The 21292-nt window shown below is 63.3% G+C and carries 18 protein-coding genes; 8 read left to right on the top strand and 10 right to left on the bottom strand.

Annotated elements, in window-relative coordinates:
- Positions 1 to 817: 817 nt before the first annotated feature.
- The 5 genes from A6723_RS13340 to A6723_RS13325 all read right to left on the bottom strand — a co-directional run bounded on the left by A6723_RS13340 (position 818) and on the right by A6723_RS13325 (position 7652).
- On the bottom strand, positions 818 to 1288 hold the full coding sequence (locus A6723_RS13340; RefSeq protein WP_054909347.1) for a Bro-N domain-containing protein: 471 nt from the start codon (positions 1286 to 1288) through the stop codon (positions 818 to 820).
- A 333-nt stretch (positions 1289 to 1621) separates the two neighbouring features.
- Positions 1622 to 2155, bottom strand: coding sequence for a transposase (locus A6723_RS13335; RefSeq protein WP_054909346.1), 534 nt, complete (start codon positions 2153 to 2155; stop codon positions 1622 to 1624).
- A 357-nt stretch (positions 2156 to 2512) separates the two neighbouring features.
- A complete protein-coding gene (locus A6723_RS31260; RefSeq protein WP_082450734.1) occupies positions 2513 to 3148 on the bottom strand; it encodes a hypothetical protein in 636 nt (211 codons plus the stop codon).
- Between the two features lie 132 nt (positions 3149 to 3280).
- Entirely contained in the window at positions 3281 to 4528 is a 1248-nt protein-coding gene (locus A6723_RS13330) for a ribonucleotide-diphosphate reductase subunit beta (protein ID WP_045217833.1), read from the bottom strand.
- A gap of 235 nt (positions 4529 to 4763) precedes the next feature.
- A complete protein-coding gene (locus tag A6723_RS13325; protein WP_054909345.1) occupies positions 4764 to 7652 on the bottom strand; it encodes a ribonucleoside-diphosphate reductase subunit alpha in 2889 nt (962 codons plus the stop codon).
- Between the two features lie 784 nt (positions 7653 to 8436).
- Between A6723_RS13325 and A6723_RS13320 the strand changes: the two genes are divergently transcribed.
- From A6723_RS13320 to A6723_RS13310, 3 genes are all read left to right on the top strand, one after another.
- Entirely contained in the window at positions 8437 to 9141 is a 705-nt protein-coding gene (locus tag A6723_RS13320) for a response regulator (RefSeq protein ID WP_054909344.1), read from the top strand.
- A 3-nt stretch (positions 9142 to 9144) separates the two neighbouring features.
- On the top strand, positions 9145 to 9699 hold the full coding sequence (locus tag A6723_RS13315; RefSeq protein WP_139092975.1) for a GNAT family N-acetyltransferase: 555 nt from the start codon (positions 9145 to 9147) through the stop codon (positions 9697 to 9699).
- 220 nt (positions 9700 to 9919) lie between these two features.
- Positions 9920 to 11545 (top strand): ATP-binding protein, encoded by a 1626-nt coding sequence (locus A6723_RS13310; protein ID WP_054909343.1) that lies wholly within the window; start codon positions 9920 to 9922, stop codon positions 11543 to 11545.
- A gap of 199 nt (positions 11546 to 11744) precedes the next feature.
- Here the strand turns inward: A6723_RS13310 and A6723_RS13305 are convergent, their stop codons facing one another.
- Positions 11745 to 12173 carry a molybdopterin-binding protein gene (locus A6723_RS13305; protein WP_054909342.1) on the bottom strand — a complete coding sequence of 143 codons (429 nt, stop codon included), beginning with the start codon at positions 12171 to 12173 and terminating at the stop codon, positions 11745 to 11747.
- Between the two features lie 127 nt (positions 12174 to 12300).
- On the opposite strand from A6723_RS13305, the gene modA reads away from it, so the two are divergent.
- The 3 genes from modA to modC are packed head-to-tail and all read left to right on the top strand — an operon-like array spanning position 12301 to position 14881.
- On the top strand, positions 12301 to 13056 hold the full coding sequence (gene modA / locus A6723_RS13300) for a molybdate ABC transporter substrate-binding protein (RefSeq protein WP_064979703.1): 756 nt from the start codon (positions 12301 to 12303) through the stop codon (positions 13054 to 13056).
- A 33-nt stretch (positions 13057 to 13089) separates the two neighbouring features.
- Positions 13090 to 13770 carry a molybdate ABC transporter permease subunit gene (gene modB / locus A6723_RS13295; RefSeq protein ID WP_037017928.1) on the top strand — a complete coding sequence of 227 codons (681 nt, stop codon included), beginning with the start codon at positions 13090 to 13092 and terminating at the stop codon, positions 13768 to 13770.
- A gap of 7 nt (positions 13771 to 13777) precedes the next feature.
- Positions 13778 to 14881, top strand: coding sequence for a molybdenum ABC transporter ATP-binding protein (gene modC, locus A6723_RS13290; protein WP_054910884.1), 1104 nt, complete (start codon positions 13778 to 13780; stop codon positions 14879 to 14881).
- A 143-nt stretch (positions 14882 to 15024) separates the two neighbouring features.
- Here the strand turns inward: modC and A6723_RS13285 are convergent, their stop codons facing one another.
- The 3 genes from A6723_RS13285 to A6723_RS13275 all read right to left on the bottom strand — a co-directional run bounded on the left by A6723_RS13285 (position 15025) and on the right by A6723_RS13275 (position 18380).
- Entirely contained in the window at positions 15025 to 16398 is a 1374-nt protein-coding gene (locus A6723_RS13285) for an OprD family porin (protein WP_139092974.1), read from the bottom strand.
- Between the two features lie 220 nt (positions 16399 to 16618).
- Positions 16619 to 17341, bottom strand: a complete 723-nt coding sequence (locus tag A6723_RS13280; RefSeq protein ID WP_054910883.1) for a 4'-phosphopantetheinyl transferase — start codon at positions 17339 to 17341, stop codon at positions 16619 to 16621.
- A 238-nt stretch (positions 17342 to 17579) separates the two neighbouring features.
- Positions 17580 to 18380, bottom strand: a complete 801-nt coding sequence (locus A6723_RS13275; protein WP_054910882.1) for a dienelactone hydrolase family protein — start codon at positions 18378 to 18380, stop codon at positions 17580 to 17582.
- A gap of 182 nt (positions 18381 to 18562) precedes the next feature.
- Between A6723_RS13275 and A6723_RS13270 the strand changes: the two genes are divergently transcribed.
- Positions 18563 to 19234, top strand: coding sequence for a polysaccharide lyase family 7 protein (locus A6723_RS13270; protein WP_024763127.1), 672 nt, complete (start codon positions 18563 to 18565; stop codon positions 19232 to 19234).
- On the top strand, positions 19231 to 20439 hold the full coding sequence (locus A6723_RS13265; protein ID WP_139092973.1) for a lytic murein transglycosylase: 1209 nt from the start codon (positions 19231 to 19233) through the stop codon (positions 20437 to 20439). Before A6723_RS13270 ends, A6723_RS13265 begins: the two co-directional genes overlap by 4 nt.
- A 251-nt stretch (positions 20440 to 20690) precedes the next feature.
- On the opposite strand, the gene A6723_RS13260 is transcribed toward A6723_RS13265, so the two are convergent.
- Positions 20691 to 21290, bottom strand: a complete 600-nt coding sequence (locus tag A6723_RS13260; protein ID WP_054910881.1) for a cytochrome c3 family protein — start codon at positions 21288 to 21290, stop codon at positions 20691 to 20693.
- Positions 21291 to 21292 lie beyond the last annotated feature (2 nt).

Genomic DNA, 21292 nt, shown 5'->3' with positions numbered 1-21292 from the left:
CCATCCCTGGCCCATCGCCGCTCTCGCGACATCCATGTCGCTCAACCCCTGAAACTCCAATTCAACGAGGCCTCCTGAACGGGGCGTTCGGAGTGCGCGGGTGTTTCTCTGGAAGACTTATCAAGCCAAAGCCAAAGCCAAAGCCAAAGCCAAAGCTGTGCGGATACGTTCTCCGTAGAAGCGGATTTCCTTTGTCTCCAGAGTTTCCATCCACCTCGAAGTCACGGCGTAACAAGAACGTAGGATGGCGTGGAGCGCAGCGATACCCATCAATGCCCACGCACGGACAGCATGGGCATCGCAATCTCGCGGAGCGCCGCCCGCCCCATCCTAAAACGGCCATTGCCGGGCGGCGGCAGAGTGCGGTTCGCGAGCAAGCTCGCTTCTACAAAGTTGCCGGCTCCGGCTCTCGCTTTGGCCTTTTGTGAGTCTTCCAGAGAAACACCCGCGCACTCCGAGTGCCCCTTTCAGGAGGCCGAAGGTGATCGGAGTTTCAGGGGTTGAGCGACATGGATGTCGCGAGAGCGGCGATGGGCCAGGGACGGCCCTTCGCCGCGGGCCCCTGAAACTCCGAAGAACCGAGGGTACTTTTCGCGAAGCGAAAAGCCGGATGGAGGGGCAAGACCTTTGGTTACTTTCTGGCGTTTGAGAAAGTAACTCGCCCGAGGGGGCGAAACGAGAAGTCCGCGCGCACGCCGAAGCGGCGCTGAACACCTGACCACAGGCAAGAACACCGCGGACAAAGTCCGCTCCCACGTGAGACCACCGCAGCGAAGGGGCGAGCAGAGCGATGGGTATCGCTCCGCTCCACACCATCCTACGCACCACCCTCCAGCCGGGCGCTCAGCTCCGGCCACTGCCGATACGGCACCCACAACACGCCTTGCCACTTCAACACCGACAACGACTCCGTCGGCCCGCGCAGCATTTCCCGGCGCGGTTCGCCCAGGTCGGTGCGGTGCTGGTCGCGCAACGTCGGAATCACCTGTTGCGACAACCACTGCCGCACGCTGCGATTCTCCGGATGGAAGAAGTGAATCAGCGCCGCATACACCGCCGACTCGCTGATCAGCAACTCATCGACGTATTCGCCATTGCCATCGCGCACCCAGGCGCGGCGGAACTGGTCGTCGTCCAGGTTGCGCTCCACGCGCTCGGCCAGATAGGGCGAACCGATCAGCCGACCCAGATCGTGGGCGCAGAACCAGCACTGGTCTTCCAGCAACACGGCGCGCAGCAGGCGCTTGTGGCGGGTGAATTCGGTGGGGATCAGGAACTCTTCAGACATGGCGCACCTCCGAGAAGGAGGGCGAAGAGAGCGGGTACAGCGAAGCGCCTTCGGGGCGAAGACAAAGAGGGACGGGCATATCCATTTCCTCAATGGGTACACCGCTGCTTTCGGGAGCAGTATTGCCGCTACGTGAAGCGTTTCTTAGGCGCTGGCCGCAAAGCTATTGGCGGCAGGGCACCCGGTCAATCGTAGGGCGGATAACTGCGAAGCAGTTATCCGCCGATTTTCTCAACGACGTGCTCCAGCATGAGACATGTGACGAGTTACCAACCCGCACACGGCGGATAACGCTTCGCGTTATTCGCCCTACAAGAGCACGGGCCCCGGTACTCACCGCTGCTCCGCCGCCCGCACATCCAACGACAAATCGCCTGCCCAATCGTTGGTGTAGATGCCTTCCGCCACCGCCCTGTGAAAAGTGGAATATGGCCAGTCCTTAACAGCCGCTACCCAGCCGTGTTTCACCGGATTGATGTGGATGTAGTCGAAGTGCCGTTGGTAGTCCGTTTCGTCGCGGATCAGATGTTCCCAGTAGCGCGGCTGCCATATGCGGCGCTGGCCACGCATCTGTTGCTCGATGCTCCGTGGCTCACCATGGGGAATGCGCCGGGCGAAGCCGGATTTGATGACCTTCCAGCGTGTGGCGAAATCGGCGTCGCCCGGTGGCAGTGTCCATAGGCAATGCATGTGCTCGGGCAGCACGACCCAAGCGTCGATGCGGAATTCATGGTTGCGTTTAGTTTGGGCGATGACGCGGCGCAGCAAGTTGATCTCGCGGACCAAGAGATTGGAGCGGCTGTCGCACAGTGTGACGGTGAAGAAGTAGGTGCCGCCCTGCACCCAGGCGCGTCGGTAGTTTGGCATGGTTCCCTCCGAGCTCGGTTGGAGTTTGGAGGGTACCTTGGGAGTTCGGCGGATAACGCGGGGCGTTATTCGCCCTACACAAATTTCAGCTACGGCGTAGGAATTGTGGCCAGATAATTCGGGCTGCTCGCTGGCCGCCAAGCTATTGGTACCAGGAGAGTCGGTCAATCGTAGTGCGGATAACTGCGAACCAGTTATCCGCCGACATCCCTCCCGTCGAACCAATGTTGAGGCCTATAGAGAGCTCCCCAGATATGTATTCGGCGGATAATGCAGGGTGTTATTCGCCTTGCATGCATATCAGCCGTTGCGTAAGAGTGAGTCGGTGCCTGCTCGACTGGCTCGCTCTCGTACTGTTTACTCTGCTGCAGTGCTCAAGTATGGGGAAATACTGCCAAATGGATAACTGCCCATACCAATCCTTAACGGAGTGATTGATCTGTTGGCAGCTCCGATGATGATCACGTTATCGACAACAACAGTTCTCCCCGGATTGCGATTGTCTGCTGCGACAATCAGATAATAGAGCCCCGAACTTGCCACTTTACCGGCGATCTCCTGATTGATGGAGCCCACAGCCCCCTTCACTACGCCAAATCCGCTTGCTACGACGGTTCCTTGGTTATCCAAAAGCATAAGGTAGGGAGTGAGTGCGTACTTGCTGAAACCTAAACAGGCGTTTACACACCAGGAGTCGACATTGATCTGAAAGGGCTCGTTCTGTTCGAGGTGTATAGAGAAAACTCGATAGTTTGAAGGAGTGCCATCGAGCATTATCCGCGGTTCTTGTGGCGTAATTTCCCACTGCGGAGGTCTCCAGCCTGGATTGGTCGGCAGTGACTCCACATGTGCATTTTGAATAGCCTCCTGCGGTGTTTGTGCCAGTGGTGTATGGCTATTCAATACTTGTTCATTGAAAAGCGATTTGGGGTCGCTTGAGCATGCTGTCAGAAGGAGTATCGAAAGCAATGCAAGCAACAGCGAACGAATCATGGTGTTCCTCCCAGGTAAACAAAAAGCCCCGCACAAGGCGGGGCTTTTCGCTTTCTAATCACTGCCCCAACATTCCATTTCGGGTTACAGCGTTTCTAATGGTCTTGACTTGCGGTGTTGCTACTACTTCCGTCAGTCCCAGCTCAGCGCGCCGCCGGTCTGGTACTCGATCACGCGGGTCTCGAAGAAGTTCTTTTCCTTCTTCAGGTCCATGATTTCGCTCATCCACGGGAACGGGTTGCTGGTGCCCGGGTATTCCTCTTTGAGGCCGATCTGGGTCAGGCGGCGGTTGGCGATGAACTTGAGGTAGTCCTCCATCATCGCCGCGTTCATACCCAGTACGCCGCGCGGCATGGTGTCGCGTGCGTATTCGATCTCCAGCTGGGTGCCCTGGAGGATCATCTGGGTGGCCTCGTCCTTCATCTGGGCATCCCACAGGTGCGGGTTTTCGATCTTGATCTGGTTGATCACGTCGATGCCGAAGTTCAGGTGCATGGATTCGTCGCGCAGGATGTACTGGAACTGCTCGGCGGTGCCGGTCATCTTGTTGCGGCGGCCCATGGAGAGGATCTGGGTGAAGCCGCAGTAGAAGAAGATGCCTTCCAGGACGCAGTAGTAGGCGATCAGGTTGCGCAGGAACTGGCGGTCGGTTTCCGGGGTGCCGGTTTCGAACTTCGGATCGGAGATCGAGCGGGTGTACTTCAGGCCCCAGGAGGCTTTCTTCGCGACCGAAGGAATCTCGTGGTACATGTTGAAGATTTCGCCTTCATCCATGCCGAGGGATTCGATGCAGTACTGGTAGGCGTGGGTGTGGATCGCTTCCTCGAAGGCCTGGCGCAGGATGTACTGGCGGCACTCGGGGTTGGTGATCAGGCGGTACACGGCCAGCACCAGGTTGTTGGCAACCAGGGAGTCGGCGGTGGAGAAGAAGCCGAGGTTGCGCATGACGATGCGGCGCTCGTCTTCGCTGAGGCCGTCCTTGCTCTTCCACAGGGCAATGTCGGCGTTCATGTTCACTTCCTGGGGCATCCAGTGGTTGGCGCAACCATCCAGATACTTCTGCCAGGCCCAGTCGTACTTGAAGGGTACGAGCTGGTTGAGGTCGGCGCGGGCGTTGATCATCTGCTTGTCGCCGACTTGTACGCGGGCGGCGGAGCCTTCGAGATCGTCCAGGCCTTCCTGGATGTCCAGGGCGTCGAGGGCCTGCTTGGCACGGGCGACGGCGTCGGAGTCGTTGGCGGATACGGCGCGCGCTTCTTCGACGGAGCCTGCGGCGTCGGCGTCGAGTTTGTCAGCGTTCTGCGCGGCGGCCTGGGCGACGGCCGGGGCGGCCTTGGCTTCGGTGGCGTCTTCTTTGTCGAATTCGTCCCAGCTCAGCATGGGGGTCCTCTCCTGGTGGGCCGTTCTGTGGCGGCCTGGTGTCTGGTTGCGTGGGGTGCACGCCAAGAGCTTGTGCTTCTTCCGTCATGCGCGGCGCGCGGCGGAGGAGGCTGTTGTTCTGTAGGGAGGAGGGGCCTGGAAGAGCCCCTCACCCTAGCCCTCTCCCAGGGGGGAGAGGGGACTTTGAAACTCCGCAGTTTCGGCGGTGCCTCGCTTCGAGGCACCGCTTACTCCATTACTGGCAGGCTTCGCAGTCCGGATTGTCGATGCTGCAGGCCTGCGGCACTGGAGCCGGTTGCGGCTCGGCAGCGGCGGCTTGCAGGCCATCGTTGCCACCGGCCGACACGGCGTTGAGCTTGCCGGTGTTGATGGTGGACTTCTCGGTGCTGGTGGCGGCCAGGGCACGGAGGTAGTAGGTGGTTTTCAGGCCACGGAACCACGCCATGCGGTAGGTCACGTCCAGTTTCTTGCCCGAGGCGCCGGCGATGTAGAGGTTCAGGGACTGGGCCTGATCGATCCACTTCTGGCGGCGGCTGGCGGCGTCGACGATCCACTTGGTCTCGACTTCGAAGGCGGTGGCGTACAGGTCTTTCAGGTCTTGCGGGATGCGCTCGATCTGCTGCACGGAGCCGTCGTAGTACTTCAGGTCGTTGACCATGACCGGGTCCCACAGGCCGCGCGCCTTGAGGTCGCGAACCAGGTAGGGGTTGATCACGGTGAACTCGCCGGAGAGGTTCGATTTCACGTACAGGTTCTGGTAGGTCGGCTCGATGGACTGCGATACGCCGGTGATGTTGGCGATGGTCGCGGTCGGCGCGATGGCCATGATGTTCGAGTTACGGATGCCTTTCTGTACGCGAGCACGTACCGGAGCCCAGTCGAGGGATTCGGTCAGGTCGACGTCGATGTACTTCTGGCCACGGGCTTCGATGAGGATCTGCTGGGAGTCCAGCGGCAGGATGCCCTTGGACCACAGGGAGCCGTCGAAGGTCTCGTAGGCGCCACGCTCGTCGGCCAGGTCACAGGAAGCCTGGATGGCGAAGTAGCTCACCGCTTCCATGGACTTGTCGGCGAACTCGATGGCAGCGTCCGAGCCGTAGGCGATGTGCTGCAGGTACAGCGCGTCCTGGAAGCCCATGATGCCGAGGCCTACCGGGCGGTGCTTGAGGTTCGAGTTGCGAGCCTGCGGGACCGAGTAGTAGTTGATGTCGATAACGTTATCGAGCATGCGCACGGCGGTCTTCACGGTCTTCTCGAGCTTGGCGGTGTCCAGCTTGCCGTCGACGATGTGGTTGACCAGGTTGATCGAGCCCAGGTTGCAGACCGCGATCTCGTCCTTGTTGGTGTTCAGGGTGATCTCGGTGCACAGGTTCGAGCTGTGGACCACGCCCACGTGCTGCTGCGGGCTGCGCAGGTTGCACGGGTCCTTGAAGGTCAGCCACGGGTGGCCGGTCTCGAAGAGCATGGAGAGCATCTTGCGCCACAGGTCTTTGGCCTGGACGACCTTGAACACCTTGATCTTGTTGTACTCGGTCAGGGCTTCGTAATACTCGTAGCGCTCTTCGAAGGCCTTGCCGGTCAGATCGTGCAGGTCCGGTACTTCGGACGGGGAGAACAGGGTCCACTTGCCGTCGTCGAAGACGCGCTTCATGAACAGGTCCGGAATCCAGTTCGCGGTGTTCATGTCGTGGGTACGGCGACGGTCGTCACCGGTGTTCTTGCGCAGCTCGAGGAATTCCTCGATGTCCAGGTGCCAGGTTTCCAGGTACGCGCAGACGGCGCCCTTGCGCTTGCCGCCCTGGTTCACGGCGACGGCGGTGTCGTTCACCACTTTCAGGAAGGGGACGACGCCCTGGGATTTGCCGTTGGTGCCCTTGATGTAGGAGCCCAGTGCGCGCACGGGAGTCCAGTCGTTGCCCAGGCCACCGGCGAATTTCGACAGCATGGCGTTGTCGTGGATCGCGTTGTAGATGCCCGACAGGTCGTCCGGCACGGTGGTCAGGTAGCAGGAGGACAGCTGCGGACGCAGGGTGCCGGCGTTGAACAGGGTCGGGGTCGACGACATGTAGTCGAACGAGGAGAGCAGGTTGTAGAACTCGATGGCGCGAGCTTCACGGTCCTTCTCTTCGATGGCCAGGCCCATGGCCACGCGCATGAAGAAGACCTGCGGCAGTTCGAAACGGATGCCGTCCTTGTGGATGAAGTAGCGGTCGTACAGGGTCTGCAGGCCGAGGTAGGTGAACTGCTGGTCGCGCTCGTGGTTGATCGCGGCGCCCAGTTTGGCCAGGTCGTAGCCTTTGAGCTTGCTGTCGATCAGCTCGAACTCGGAGCCCTTCTCGACGTAGGCGGCCAGGGCCTTGGCGTAGAGGTCGGCCATCTCGTGGTGAGTGGCGCTCTCGGCGACGCCCAGGAAGCCGAGGGCTTCGGCGCGCAGGGTGTCCATCAGCAGGCGGGCGGTGACGTAGGAGTAGTTCGGCTCGCGCTCGACCAGGGTACGGGCGGTCATCACCAGGGCGGTGTTGACGTCCTTCTCGGCGACGCCGTCGTACAGGTTCTTCAGGGTTTCGCGTTCGATCAGGCTGCCATCGACTTCGGCCAGGCCTTCGCAGGCTTCGCGGATGATGGTCTGCAGGCGGCCCATGTCCAGCGGCTGGGTGCTGCCGTCGGCCTTGGTGATGCGGATGCTCGGGTGCGGCTGGGCGATGTCGCTGGCGTTGCCGGCAGTCTTGCGCTCGTTGGCACGGGCTTCGCGGTAGATCACGTAGTCGCGGGCGACTTTCTGCTCGCCGGCGCGCATCAGGGACAGTTCGACCTGGTCCTGGATCTCTTCGATGTGGATGGTGCCACCGGAGGGCATGCGGCGCTTGAAGGTCGCGGTGACCTGTTCGGTCAGGCGGCGCACGGTCTCATGGATGCGCGACGAGGCGGCGGCGGTGCCGCCTTCCACGGCGAGGAACGCCTTGGTGATGGCTACGGTGATCTTGTCATCGGTGTAGGGAACTACGGTGCCGTTGCGCTTGATCACGCGCAGCTGGCCGGGCGCAGTGGCGGCCAGATCCTGTGCGGATTCGGCGGCCTGCGGCGCGTTGGCCTGCGGGTTCTCGCGAGTGGTGTCGATTTGCATGGGTGGTTGTCTCCACGTTCTCGTAATTTGGTGTGTTGCTGACGCCAGGGGCGCCGTCCCGAAAATAAAGAGCAAAAAGAGCAGTCGCCCGCGGTTGCAGCCGCGAGCTGGAATTCTTCTGGAACAGGGGGAATGACCCGAAGCGCCTCCCTGGCCCAACTCGGGTGCCGGCTTTACGGGCCGGGACCACAATACCTAGTGGTGTTGAACGTTACGTTGCAACACCCGTACCGCATTTCCATCGACATGAATCGCTCCTTGCGGGCTGGGCCGCCTGGCACCTCAGTACGTCTGGAATACGTTGTGGTGGAACCGGAGGAGCCGTGGAACAGGCTCGGGATTTCGACTTTCTTCTTGTGTCCGGTTCGTGGTGGCAACCCCAAGATGTAGGGGTATACCGCAACGGGGATACAAGATAATGCGCTATGGGGGTGTTTGCAAGGCGGGGCGACGGGGAAAAGCTGTGGATAAAATGTGCATGGAATGTGGGTGAAGCGGGGTAACTCGCGCTATCCCTGATGCTGTCTGCCTTTCACCGTTCGTCGTGGTTGGTGAGAGATTTTTCACACGCATCGGAGGGGCTGTGCGGGAAGGAACACTACCACAATATGTAGTGTTTCTCACCGCGCAGCCCTTGACCTTTTCACGCAATGCCTGCTTACGCCGGTGGCGTGCCGCAGCGCTGGCAATCTGGCTACAATGCCGGCCGCTTTTGCGGGCTCTCTATAGTTACTCTCTGTTAGTAAGAATGCCCGCGCTCGCTCATGGCGCATCAGGAGGCAAGGTGGAACAAGAAGCGCGCATTCTCATCGTCGAGGACGACCAGCGACTGGCCGAGTTGACCCAGGACTACCTGGAGAGCAACGGCCTGGCGGTGTCCATCGAGTCCCACGGCGGCAAGGCGGTGGAGCGGGTGCTGGCCGAGCGGCCGGACCTGGTGGTACTCGACCTAATGCTGCCGGGTGAGGATGGGCTGTCCATCTGCAAGCGCCTGCGCCCGGACTATGACGGGCCGATCCTGATGCTCACCGCTCGCACCGACGACATGGACCAGGTGCAGGGCCTGGAGATGGGCGCCGACGACTACGTGTGCAAGCCGGTGCGCCCGCGCGTGCTGCTGGCGCGCATCCGCGCCCTGCTGCGGCGCAGTGAGCCGGCTGAGGCCGTACCGGCCGTTGCCGGCAAGCGCCTGACCTTTGGCAAGCTGGTGATCGACAATGCCATGCGCGAGGCCTGGCTGGATGAGCAGACCATCGAGCTGACCAGCGCCGAGTTCGACCTGCTCTGGCTGCTGGCGGCCAACGCCGGGCGCATCCTCTCCCGCGAGGAAATCTTCAACTCCCTGCGCGGCATCGAGTACGACGGCCAGGACCGCTCCATCGACGTGCGCATCTCGCGCATCCGCCCGAAGATCGGCGACGACCCGATGCACCCGCGCCTGATCAAGACGGTGCGCAGCAAGGGCTACCTGTTCGTCGGGGAGCTCTGAGCCGTGAGCGCCGTGCCACCGTTCCCCGAGCTGCACGGCGAGCGCTTCCGCCTGCGCGCCTTCACCGATGCCGACCAGTCGGCGGTATTCCGCGCGCTGTCGCACCCCGAGGTGATCCGTTACTACGGCGTCTCCTATGCGACGCTGGAGGCCACCCGCGAGCAGATGGAGTGGTTCGAACGCCTGCATAAGGAAGGCAGTGGTATCTGGTGGGCGATCTGCCGGCCGGAGGCGCCCGAGGAGATCCTCGGCGGCTGCGGCTTCAATAACTGGCAGCAGGAGCATCGTCGCCTGGAACTGGGCTACTGGCTGCTGCCCGAGCATTGGGGGCAGGGTGTGATGAGCGAATGCCTGCCGCTGATCTGCCGCCACGCCTTCCGCGATATGAATGTGCACCGCATCGAGGCCGAGGTGGAGTCGGAGAACCTTGCCAGCGGCCGCTTGCTGCTGCGCCAGGGCTTCACGCTGGAAGGTCGGCGGCGTGAGTGCGAGGTGAAGGACGGCGCGTTCCTCAGCCTGGACAATTACGGGTTGCTCAACTCGGAGGCAGCTGAGTGAGGCGGGCGCTGGCCCTCACCCCAACCCTCTCCCAAGGGGAGAGGGGGCTGTCCGTGCTGGCTGCCGATTCGGCGTTATCCTGTCATGAACGACGCCCGCGGAGCCATCCGGGCAGAGCTCCCATCTTCATGCGCACGCCGAACAGTCCCCTCTCCCTTTGGGAGAGGGAGAGGGTGAGGGTATTCCCAGCCTGCACCGCGTCTGTCCGGAACAACCACCCATGAAATCCATCTTCCTGCGCATCTACGGCGGCATGCTGCTGACCCTGGTGGCGGTCGCCGCGCTGGCCGTGCTGACCCTGCACCTGGTCAACGACGTGCGCGGCGAGCGCTACCGCGAGGACCTGGCGCGCGGCACCTTCCGCCTGATGGCGGACGAGCTGCTGCCCATGAGCGAGGTGGACCGCAAGCGCGCACTGAGCCAGTGGAGCCGCCTGCTGGGTATTCCGCTGAAACTCACCAGCCTGGATGCGCTGGGCATGGAAGGGCGCAGCCGGGCGCGGCTGATGAACGACCAGGTGCTGGTGCAGGCCGGCGCGCCCCATGAAGTGAAGGTGATGACCCAGGTGAGCGCGGCCGAAGGGCTGATCCTCACTGGCGAGGTGGAGCAGGTCAGCGAGCAACTGGCGCGTGCGACCATCTACCTGCTGATGGACGAGCTCAAGCGCTACCCGGCCAGCGAGCAGCCTTATCACCTGGCGCGCATCGTCCGCGACAAGCGCTTCGGCTTCGAGGTGCACCTGCTGCGCCTGAAGGAGGTCGACCTCGACGACGACCAGAGTCGCCGGGTGGAAGAAGGCGATACGGTGATGGCGCTGGGCAAGGGCGGCGATTCGATCCGCGTGCTCTCGGGCATCCTCGACACGCCCTGGGTGCTGGAGCTGGGGCCGATCTACCAGATGAACCCGTACCCGCCGCAGTTGCTGACGATCATCGTGGTCGTCGCGCTGACGCTCATCGGCCTGACCTTGTACCTGTTGATCAGCGGGCTGGAGCAGCGCCTGCGCGGCCTCGAATCCGCCGCCACGCGTATCGCCCGCGGCAGCCTGGATACCCGCGTGGAAGTGCGCGGCGCGGACTCGGTGGGGCGCCTCGCCGGGGCCTTCAATCACATGGCCGAGCAGTTGCACCTGTTGCTGACGGTGCAGCGCGAGCTGGTGCGCGCGGTGTCCCACGAACTGCGCACGCCGGTGGCGCGGCTGCGCTTCGGGCTGGAGATGATCGAGTCCGCCGAGACCGACACAGCACGGCGCAAGTACATGGACGGCATGGATGGCGACATTCAGGACCTCGACCAGTTGGTGGACGAGATGCTCACCTACGCGCGGCTGGAGCAGGGCTCGCCGGCGCTGAGCTACCAGCGCATCGAGCTGGGCGCGCTGGTGGAGCAGGTAGTGGCGGAGATCGCCCCGCTGCGCCGGGAAATCACCGTCACCTGCGAGCCGGGTGCGTTGGTGCCGTTCGACCAGGGCAGTTGGATCGAGGCCGAGCCGCGCTACCTGCATCGCGCCCTGCAGAACCTGATGACCAATGCGCTGCGATACGCCGAAGGGCGGGTGCGGGTGAGTTACCGGGTGAGTGTGGATCGCTGCCAGGTCGACGTGGAAGACGACGGCCCTGGGGTTCCAGAAGCGCAGTGGCACCGTTTGTTCCAGCCGTTCTTCCGTGCCGACGACAGTCGCGCGCGTGTCACTGGCGGGCATGGGCTGGGGCTTTCCATCGTGCGGCGGATCATCCACTGGCACGGCGGCCGTGCGCAGATCGCCAAAAGCGAAGTGCTCGGCGGGGCATGCTTCACGCTGCTGTGGCCGCGCCGCCAGGCACCGAAGGTCGAAGACAGTATTTGACCTTGAAGTCAAAAAATGCAGAATGCTGCGGTGCCATCACGGGCTGATGGCCCCTGCCGTGTCGCTCTGCAATTCCCTTCAGTGAAACAGCCCTCTTAAGAGGTATTGCAGAGTCACCGGTATCGTTATGTAATTTTTGCTATAACGAGCGCTTGCGGCAGGGCAAGCGGGCCGGTCAGCGACAGGCCCGCGCAGGGTTTCAGGCAGGAACACCGAGGATCACATGGGACGCTTTGATCACTGCAGTCGCCTTCACGCCAGCCGCCAGGCCGAGCTCGCTGACCGCATCGCGGGTGACCACGGCGACCACTTCGGCGCCGCCGGGCAGGCCCAGCACCACCTCGGCATTCACGGCGCCGTCGGTGACCGATTTCACCGTGCCGCTCAGGCAGTTGCGTGCGGACAGGCGGATGTCCTCGGCTTCGGTCATCAGCATGACCCAGGGCGCCTTGACCAGCGCGATGACGTCCTTGCCTTGGGCCAGGCCCAGGCTCCTGACGCTTTCCTCGGTAACGATCGCCACCAGTTCGCTGCCGCCGGGCAGGGCGACCACGACTTCCGCGTTCACCGCACCGTTGCGCAGTTGCTTGACGCTGCCCTTGAAGACGTTGCGTGCACTGACCTTCATGAAATGACTCTCCTTGACCGTTTTGAATGGCCGGCTTGTCGCCGGACGTAACGCGGGGCTGAACCGAGTTTATAGACCAGTCCTGACGATTCCACGCTTGAAAACAACAACCCACTGGAGCATCACGATGAAACACCGCTTCGCAAGCCTGTCCCTGCTGGTCGCTTCCTGCTTCACCCTGCACTCGGCGCTGGCCGATGAAGTGCAGGTCGCCGTGGCCGCCAACTTCACCGCGCCGATCCAGGCGATCGCCAAGGACTTCGAGAAGGACACCGGCCACAAGCTGGTCGCCGCCTACGGCGCCACCGGCCAGTTCTACACCCAGATCAAGAACGGCGCGCCGTTCGAAGTCTTCCTCGCCGCCGACGACAGCACGCCGAAGAAACTCGAAGCCGAGAAGGAAATCGTCCCCGGTTCGCGCTTCACTTATGCCATCGGCACCCTCGCGCTGTGGTCGGCAAAAGACGGCTACGTCGATGCCAAGGGCGAGGTGCTGAAGAAGAACGAGTACAAGCACCTGTCCATTGCCAACCCGAAAGCCGCGCCTTACGGCCTGGCCGCTACCCAGGTGATCGACAAGCTCGGCCTGAAGGACAAGGTCGCCGGCAAGATCGTCGAAGGCCAGAACATCACCCAGGCCTTCCAGTTCGTCTCCACCGGCAACGCGGAGCTGGGCTTCGTGGCGTTGTCGCAGATCTACAAGGATGGCAAGGTGACCAGCGGTTCCGCCTGGATCGTCCCGGCTGACCTGCACGACCCGATCCGCCAGGACGCCGTGATCCTCAACAAGGGCAAGGACAGCGCCGCCGCCAAGGCCCTGGTCGAGTACCTCAAGGGCCCGAAAGCCGCTGCGGTGATCAAGTCCTACGGTTACGAGCTCTGATGCTCTTCAACTAGGTAGAAGTAAGGAAGCGCGATGCCCCTCACGCAGGAGGATTTCCTGGCCATCCGGCTCACCATCGAGCTGGCCGCCCTGAGCACCCTGATCCTCCTGCTGATCGGCACGCCGATCGCCTGGTGGCTGTCGCGCACCCGCTCCTGGCTCAAAGGTCCGCTGGGAGCGGTGGTGGCGCTGCCGCTGGTGCTGCCGCCGACGGTGATCGGTTTCTACCTGCTGATCACCATGGGCCCCAATGGCTTCATCGGTCAGGCGACCGAGAGCCTGGGCCTGGGGCGGCTGCCGTTCACCTTCGCCGGGCTCGTGGTGGGCTCGGTATTCTATTCGCTGCCCTTCGTGGTGCAGCCGTTGCAGAACGCCTTCGAGGCGATCGGCGACAAACCGCTGGAGGCCGCCGCCACACTGCGTGCGAGCCCCCTGGATACCTTCTTCTCGGTGGTCCTGCCGCTGGCGCGGCCGGGCTTCATCACCGCCAGCATCCTCGGCTTCGCCCACACGGTGGGTGAGTTCGGCGTGGTGTTGATGATCGGCGGCAACATTCCGGGCAAGACCCGCGTGGTGTCGGTACAGATATTCGATCACGTCGAGGCCATGGAGTACGCCCAGGCGCATTGGCTGGCCGGCGGCATGGTGATCTTCTCCTTCTTCGTCCTGCTGGCGCTCTACGCGAGCCGCCGCGGCCGGTCGGCCTGGGCCTGAGGTGGGCATGCAGCAGGATATCCCCGTGCGCGCCATCGAAGCCCGCTTCCAGATTGCCTATTCGGGCTTCAGCCTGGACGTCGACCTGCAGTTGCCGGGCAAGGGCGTGACTGCACTGTTCGGCCATTCCGGTTCCGGCAAGACCACCTGCCTGCGCTGCGTGGCGGGCCTGGAGCGTGCGCCGCTCGGCCGGCTGGTGGTGAATGGCGAGGTCTGGCAGGACAGCGCAACGGGCGTGTTCCTGCCGCCGCACAAGCGCGCGCTGGGTTACGTGTTCCAGGATGCCAACCTGTTCGAGCACCTGTCGGTGAAGCGCAACCTCACCTACGGGATGAAGCGCGTGCCGCGCGACCAGCATCGCGTGGAGCTGAAACAGGCCACCGAGCTGCTGGGGATTGGCCATCTGCTGGAGCGCATGCCGGGACACTTGTCCGGTGGCGAACGCCAGCGCGTCGGCATGGCGCGCGCGCTGCTGACCAGCCCGCGCCTGCTGCTGATGGATGAGCCACTGGCAGCGCTGGACCTCAAGCGCAAGGCGGAAATCCTGCCGTACCTGGAACGCCTGCACGACGAACTGGATATCCCGATTCTCTACGTCAGCCACTCGCCAGACGAAGTGGCGCGGCTGGCCGATCACCTGGTGTTGCTGGACCAGGGCAAGGCGATTGCCAGCGGCCCGGTGATGGAAACCCTGGCGCGTACTGATCTGCCGATTTCCCATCTGGAAGATGCCGGGGTGGTGATCGATGGCCACGTGGTTTCCCACGATGCTGATTACGGCTTGCTCTCGGTATCCCTGCCGCGATGCGAACAACGCATTCGGCTGGCCCATTCACCGATGGAAAAGGGCCGGGCGTTGCGCATCAAGGTGCAGGCGCGGGACGTCAGCCTGAGCCTGGAGCCGGCGGCCCACAGCAGCATCCTCAACGTGTTGCCGGCGACCGTGGTCGAGATCGTGCCGACGGACAATCCGGCGCATCGACTGGTGAAGCTCGACGTGGCCGGAACGCCGCTGCTGGCGCGGATCACCCGCTTCTCCCACGATCAGCTTGGCCTGCATGCCGGGCAGGCGGTTTGGGCGCAGATCAAGTCGGTGGCGTTGCTGGCCTGACGCAACTCTTTGTAGGAGCGAGCTTGCTCGCGAACAGCTGTGGCAGAGGAGGGCTCTGGTGCGACGAAGGTTCGCGAGCAAGCTCGCTCCTACAGAAACAAGAAGGGCGGCTCATGGCCGCCCTTCTTGTTTCATTCCGCGTCTTACAGCAGCGGGATGGTGTAGCTGACGATCAGGCGGTTCTCGTCCTGGTCACGCTGGCTGGGCACGCCCGGGGTGGAGGCCGCCGGCAGGCCGCTGCGCATGGCGGCGTTTTTCCAGGCCAGGCCCAGGCCCTTGAAGGTGCCTTCCGGAACCACGTAGCCCAGGGCGATATCGCGTTCCCACTCGCCCTTGTCACCTTGCTTGGTGTCGATGTTGTCGGCGTTCAGGTAGAGCACGCTGAAGGTCAGGCCCGGCACGCCGAGGTCGGCGAAGTCGTAGGCATAGCGACCGATCCAGGTGCGCTCGCCGGCGCGGTTGAACTTCAGCAGCTGGGCGTCGGAGATCAGGTAGGTGCTGGTGCCTTCGCCATCGCCGCGGTTCAGGTAGGGGAAGTCGCTGTCACCGGTCAGCACTTGGTAGCCGGCGCCGATGCTGTGGCCGCCGAGGGCATAGGTGAACATGCCGCTGTAGACGTTGTTGTCCACTTCGCCCTTGAGGCTGTTGCCACCGTAGTAGCCACTGCTGACGTAGCCGTCGGCGCGGCCGGAGGCGCTGCCGTTCTTGCCATCGGAGTCGCTGATGAACACGCGGATATCCGATTTCAGGGTGCCCGGTCCTACAGCCAAGCTGTGGACGAGGCCGAGATAGTTCTGCTTGTAGAAGTTGTCCAGCTCGCCGTAGTAGTACGACAGCGTCAGGTTCTTGGTCGCCTTGTAGTCGCCGCCGGCGAAGTAGAACTTGTTGCTGTCGCGGGAGCTGGCAGAGCTGCCGTTGGCGCCGGCGATGGACATGCTGCGCCAGTCGGTGGAGTTGCGGCCCTTAGTGTGGGTCAGCTGGCCGCCGGTCAGGGTCAGGTTGTCGATGTCCGTGGAGGTGACCTGGCCACCTTCGTAGGTCATCGGCAGCAGGCGGGCGTCGTTGTAGACCACCACCGGCAGCTTGGGCTGCAGGGTGCCGTAGCGGAATTCGGTCTTGGAGATCTTCGCCTTGGCGGTAAGCCCTAAGCTGCTGAATTCGTCGACGGCGCTGCCATCGCTTTCCAGCGGGAAGATGGTGCCGGGCTGGCGGTCGATGCCGGCCTTGCCGGATTTGCCGCCACCGTCCAGGCGCACGCCGAGCAGGCCCAGGGCGTCGACGCCGAAGCCCACGGTGCCCTGGGTGAAGCCCGAGGAATAGTTGAGCATGAAGCCCTGGCCCCATTCTTCCTGCTTGCTGGGCGAGGCGGGGCCGTTGCGGTTGTCGGTGTTGATGTAGAAGTTGCGCAGGGTCAGGCTGGCCTTGCTGTCTTCGATGAAGCCGCCGGCGTGTGCCGATTGCGCGATGAGGCCGAGCGAGCTGGCCGCAATGGCGAGCGCCAGGGTGTTTCTGGTCATTACGTTTGCTCCGATGGTCATTTCTTTTTGTGGGGACCCCAAGAACCAGACGTTGCCGTTTGGCTGTATACGATTCTATATACCGCTTGACCTGCTGACGATTCCTCTGAAGGCAAAATCTGAGGAGCAAAGGAGGTACGGGAACGCCTGGACGGCGTGCATGACGCCAAATTCTGACTTTTAAGTCAAGACTTTCAGGTGTGTCTGTCAGTCGCAGCGATCACACGCTGCCCTCGATCGAAGGAATAGCCACCAGGCTCAGCAGGCGCTCATCGAACAGGCTGAACTGTCCGTCGATCTCCTTGCCGTGGTGCCATTCCGCCGAGAGATCGGTGAGCAGCCGCAGGCGTGCGTGGCCACCGGCGGACCAGCTCAGCAGCTCGGCGTGCTCGAAGTAGAAACGCTTGCGCACCAGCGGGAAGAGCGCCTTGAACAGGCTTTCCTTGAGGGAAAAGGTGAGGGTGACCTGCAGTGCCGCCTGCTGCGGGTCGAGGCGCGCCAGTTCGTCCGGCGTCAGGATTTCCGCGGCCAGTCGCTCCGCTCGCGTGGTTTCCAGGCGGTTTTCCACGTCCAGTCCGAGCCCGCGCCAGTGGCTGTCACGGGCGACTATTGCCGCGGCCCAGCCGTCACCATGGGTGATCGAGCCACAGAAGCCTGCCGGCCAGACCGGCGCTCGCTCTTCATCCGTACCGGGTACCCAGGCCTCGCTGCCTGCGGCCAGCAACGCTTCACGGGCGCAGAGGCGGCCGGCCAGGTACTCGGCCTGACGCTTGGCAACGGAACGCTGGATATTGGCCGGCGCCTCGACGCGGCTCAGCGCGAAGTCGCCGTGTTGCAGGCGCTGGCGGTCGAAGCGGGTGCTGCGCAACTGGCAGCCGGCCAGGGGCGTGGGCAGCGGCCAGTCGGCGTCGAGAGGGGTGCAGAAGTCGGGAAGGGCGGTCATGGGAACATTCTGCCGCGCCAGAACGTGGCCCACCAGTCACGCGGCACTTACATTCGTTTGCAAACCTTCACCAAAGGCGTACGGATTCATCCGACAAGCTTTGACACACTGCGCCCCGCGTTCCCAAGGGGACGCAGGTGAGGTTGTTGTTGGAGTGCCGCCACGGTGGGCTCCGACCTTTACACTTGATTGAGTGCGGGAGCCCGAATGGGCTCCCGTTTTTTATTGCCCGACGTTTTTACGCGCCCTCGGGCTTCACGTCGAAGATTTCCTTGAAGAAGGCCTGCAGGTCCGCCCAGGACTTCTGGTCGGCAGTCTTGTCGTAGCCCACGTCCAGGCCATGGCCCTTGTGCTTGTCGGCGTCCGGGCTGGTGAAGCTGTGCTTGGCGCCGGGCTGGACCACCAGCTTGTAGTCGGCCTTGGCGTTGTCCATCTCGGTCTTGAAGGCTGCGACGCTCTCGGCGGGCACCAGCGTATCGGCGCCGCCATGCTCGACCAGGATTTTCGCCTTGATCGCCCCCGGCTGCGCCGGCGTCTGGGTCGCCAGCACGCCGTGGAAGCTGGCCACGCCGGCCAGCGGCAGGCCGGCGCGGGCCATGTCCAGCACCACCTTGCCGCCGAAGCAATAGCCGATTGCGGCGATCTTGCTCGGGTCGGTCTGCGGCTGCTTCTTCAGCAGTTCCAGCCCGGCCTGGAAGCGTGCCTTGGCGGCGTCGGCGTTCTTCAGCGCCTCGGCCATGAAGGCCTTGGCGTCATTGGGGTGGTCGGTGTGCTTGCCGTTGCCGTACATGTCGATGGCCAGCGCGCTGTAGCCCAGTTCGGCGAGCTGCCGGGCGCGGCTTTTCGCGTAGTCGTTCAGGCCCCAGAACTCATGGACGACGATAACGCCGGGGCGGATGCCGGATTTGGCATCGTCGTAGGCGAAGTAGCCGATCATCTTCGTGCCGTCAGTGGATTCGTAGGGGATTTCCTGGGTCTTGATCGCGGCGGAAGCGCTGGCCGCGAAGGCGAACAGCAGCAGGGCGGTGAGCAGGCGCATGGTGACTCTCCTGAGCGGGGAACCTTGAAGATAGCCGTTGAGGCGGAAAACGCTCGTGCAGAATGCACGCAGCCGCTCAAGGGCGCGGTTGTTGGTCGAAAGATAGAACGCCGGACGAGTGAAAAGTCAGACAGCGTCGTCTACCCTTGCGCCCATGTCCTGACCCGCGAAGCGATAGGCCGATGTTGGACCTGAGCACCTGGAATCTGACCATTCCCCAACGCGGCCCGGCCGCGACCATTTCCACGGCGAAACTCGGCCGTGACTACGAGAGCCCGTATTTTCGCCGCAGCGCCGATGGCGTGGAGTTCTGGGTGCCGGTGAACGGCGCCCATACCAGCGGCAGCGAATATCCCCGCACCGAATTGCGCGAGACCAGGCCGGACGGCCGCCTGGTGACCTGGCGCTACCCGTTGGCGGAGAACCAGATGGTCGCCACCCTGCGCGTGGAGGCCGTGCCTTCCAGCCGGCGCATGGTGATCGGGCAGATCCACAGCAATGGCAGCGGCAGCGCCGAGGCCCTGCCGCTGGTCAAGCTGGTCTACCAGCAGCGCCTGGACAAGGCGCGGGTACAGGCGCTGGTTCGCGATAGGCCGGATGACATCACCACGCGCACCTATACCGTCTATGACGGCATTCCCCTGGGCGATACCTTTACCTACCGGCTGGGCGTGTCCAGCAGCGGAGTGCTGAGTGTGCAGGTCCAGGATGGCCAGGTCAGTCAGCAACTGGATACGAAATGGGCCTATCAGGGCCTGTACTTCAAGGCAGGCCTTTACCTGCAGGACAATCGCGGGCCCGCCAGCGAGGGCGGGCGCGCTACCTTCACCGATCTGAGTATTCGACACCAATGAAGACTTCCTCCATCGCGCGTCGCGCTTCCCTGGCCTTGTCCCTGCTGCTGCCGGCGGCACTGGCGCAGGCTGCGACGGGCGACGATTTCGGTTCCTGCCTGAACCGCCTGCAGGGCGCTGCCCAGGCCAAGGGCGTCAGCGCTGCCAGTTTTGCGCAGTTCACCCAGGGCCTGCAGCCGGACATGACCGTGCTGCCACTGCTCGATGCGCAACCAGAGTTCACCACGCCGATCTGGGACTACCTGGCCGGGCTGGTGGACGACCAGCGCGTCGCCGACGGCAAGGCGCGCATGGCCGAGCACGCCGACCTGCTGCGCAAGGTTGCCGCGCGCTACCAGGTCGACCCGGCAACGGTGGTCGCCGTGTGGGGGGTGGAGAGCGACTACGGCCGCATCACCGGCAAGCGGCCGCTGCTGGTCTCGCTGTCGACGCTGTCCTGCTATGGGCGGCGCCAGGCGTTCTTCCAGGGCGAGTTCATTGCCACTCTGAAGCTGCTGCAGCAGGGCGATATCCGTGACAGCGGCATCACCGGTTCCTGGGCTGGCGCCTTTGGCCAGACGCAGTTCATGCCGTCTACCTACGCGCGCATCGCCGAGGACTTCGACGGCGACGGCCACCGCGATCTGGTGGGCAGCACCGCCGACGCCCTGGCGTCCACCGCCAACTACCTGCGCAAGGCCGGTTGGCGCGAGGGCCAGCCCTGGGGCTACGAGGTGAAGTTGCCAGCGGGGTTCGATGCCTCCTTGGCTGGGCGCACCAAACGCCGGGCGCTGTCAGACTGGACCAGTCGTGGCGTGAAGCGCATCGACGGCCAGCCGATCCCCAGCGTCGACTCCAAGGCGGCGATCCTGCTGCCGGCCGGTGCCAACGGGCCGGCTTTCCTGGTGCTGCGCAACTATGACGCGATCTATTCCTACAATGCGGCGGAAAGCTATGCGCTGGCCATCGCCCTGCTGTCTGATCGACTGCGCGGTGAGCAGGGCCTGCGCACGCCCTGGCCGACCGACGATCCGGGGCTGAGCCGGGCGCAGCGCAAGGAGCTGCAGGAGCTGCTGATCCAGCGCGGCTACGACATCGGCCAGGCGGATGGAATGATCGGCGACGTGACGCGCAAGGCGATTCAGCAGGAGCAGAACAAGCTGGGCCTGACGCCGGCAGATGGGCGTGCAGGGCAGAAGATTCTGAAGGCGTTGAAGGGCGGTTGATTGATCCCTTCTGAGTCAAGTGAAGCCCCGGCACTGGCCGGGGCTTTTCGTTTGTGGCGGAGATGGGTTCGCGAGCAAGCTCGCTCCTACAGGGGCCTCACACTCATCCTCGTACGAAACTGCTCTTCGTAGGAGCGAGCTTGCTCGCGAACCCCTTGATGCGGTGTTCGCCGGCTGACGGAGTCCGCTCCTACACAGGTATCAGGTTCTGTAGGAGCGGACTCCCTCCGCGACCCTGGTGCAGGCAAGGCTCAATTCCACCCCTTCACCCCCGTCATGTCCGGCAGGTGGTGGGCGATGCCCTTGTGGCAATCGATGCAGGTGGCTTCGCCCGAGGCCAGGGCGGTGGAGTGCATCTGTCGGGCGCGCTGGCTCTGGCGGGTGAAGTCCATGAACTGGAAGTTGTGGCAGTTGCGGCATTCCAGTGAGTCGTTGGCCTTCAGGCGTGCCCATTCGTGCTCGGCCAGTTCGCGGCGGTGATCGAGGAATTTCTCCCGCGTGTTGATGGTGCCGAAGATCTTGCCCCAGACCTCCTTGGACGCCTGCATCTTGCGGGCGATCTTGTCGGTCCACTTGTGCGGCACGTGGCAGTCCGGGCAGGTGGCGCGCACACCGGAACGGTTGGTGTAGTGGATGGTGTCCTTGAGTTCGGCAAAGACGTTGTCGCGCATCTCGTGGCATGAGGTGCAGAACTGCTCGGAGTTGGTGGCCTCCAGCGCGGTGTTGAAGCCGCCCCAGAAGATGATCCCGGCGATGAACCCGGCCAGTGTCAGGAAGCCCAGGCTGTAATGCACGCTGGGCCGGCGCAGGACGACCCAGTAACCCTTGAGCCAGGCGAATAGTGCTTTCATGG

It is taken from the genome of Pseudomonas sp. AU11447, assembly GCF_001672555.2.
Classification (GTDB): domain Bacteria; phylum Pseudomonadota; class Gammaproteobacteria; order Pseudomonadales; family Pseudomonadaceae; genus Pseudomonas; species Pseudomonas nitroreducens.
This window is presented reverse-complemented; position numbering and strand designations above follow the sequence as displayed.

Bases quoted from the DNA above. Each gene is read 5' to 3' on its own strand.
- A6723_RS31260 (WP_082450734.1), bottom strand. From the start codon at position 3,148: ATGATTCGTTCGCTGTTGCTTGCATTGCTTTCGATACTCCTTCTGACA.
- A6723_RS13275 (WP_054910882.1), bottom strand. From the start codon at position 18,380: ATGCGCCTGCTCACCGCCCTGCTGCTGTTCGCCTTCGCGGCCAGCGCT.
- modB (WP_037017928.1), top strand. From the start codon at position 13,090: ATGCCCCTCACGCAGGAGGATTTCCTGGCCATCCGGCTCACCATCGAG.
- A6723_RS13280 (WP_054910883.1), bottom strand. From the start codon at position 17,341: ATGACCGCCCTTCCCGACTTCTGCACCCCTCTCGACGCCGACTGGCCG.
- A6723_RS13265 (WP_139092973.1), top strand. From the start codon at position 19,231: ATGAAGACTTCCTCCATCGCGCGTCGCGCTTCCCTGGCCTTGTCCCTG.
- A6723_RS13330 (WP_045217833.1), bottom strand. From the start codon at position 4,528: ATGCTGAGCTGGGACGAATTCGACAAAGAAGACGCCACCGAAGCCAAG.
- A6723_RS13325 (WP_054909345.1), bottom strand. From the start codon at position 7,652: ATGCAAATCGACACCACTCGCGAGAACCCGCAGGCCAACGCGCCGCAG.
- modA (WP_064979703.1), top strand. From the start codon at position 12,301: ATGAAACACCGCTTCGCAAGCCTGTCCCTGCTGGTCGCTTCCTGCTTC.
- A6723_RS13260 (WP_054910881.1), bottom strand. From the start codon at position 21,290: ATGAAAGCACTATTCGCCTGGCTCAAGGGTTACTGGGTCGTCCTGCGC.
- A6723_RS13305 (WP_054909342.1), bottom strand. From the start codon at position 12,173: ATGAAGGTCAGTGCACGCAACGTCTTCAAGGGCAGCGTCAAGCAACTG.
- A6723_RS13310 (WP_054909343.1), top strand. From the start codon at position 9,920: ATGAAATCCATCTTCCTGCGCATCTACGGCGGCATGCTGCTGACCCTG.
- A6723_RS13340 (WP_054909347.1), bottom strand. From the start codon at position 1,288: ATGTCTGAAGAGTTCCTGATCCCCACCGAATTCACCCGCCACAAGCGC.
- A6723_RS13335 (WP_054909346.1), bottom strand. From the start codon at position 2,155: ATGCCAAACTACCGACGCGCCTGGGTGCAGGGCGGCACCTACTTCTTC.
- modC (WP_054910884.1), top strand. From the start codon at position 13,778: ATGCAGCAGGATATCCCCGTGCGCGCCATCGAAGCCCGCTTCCAGATT.
- A6723_RS13270 (WP_024763127.1), top strand. From the start codon at position 18,563: ATGTTGGACCTGAGCACCTGGAATCTGACCATTCCCCAACGCGGCCCG.
- A6723_RS13285 (WP_139092974.1), bottom strand. From the start codon at position 16,398: ATGACCAGAAACACCCTGGCGCTCGCCATTGCGGCCAGCTCGCTCGGC.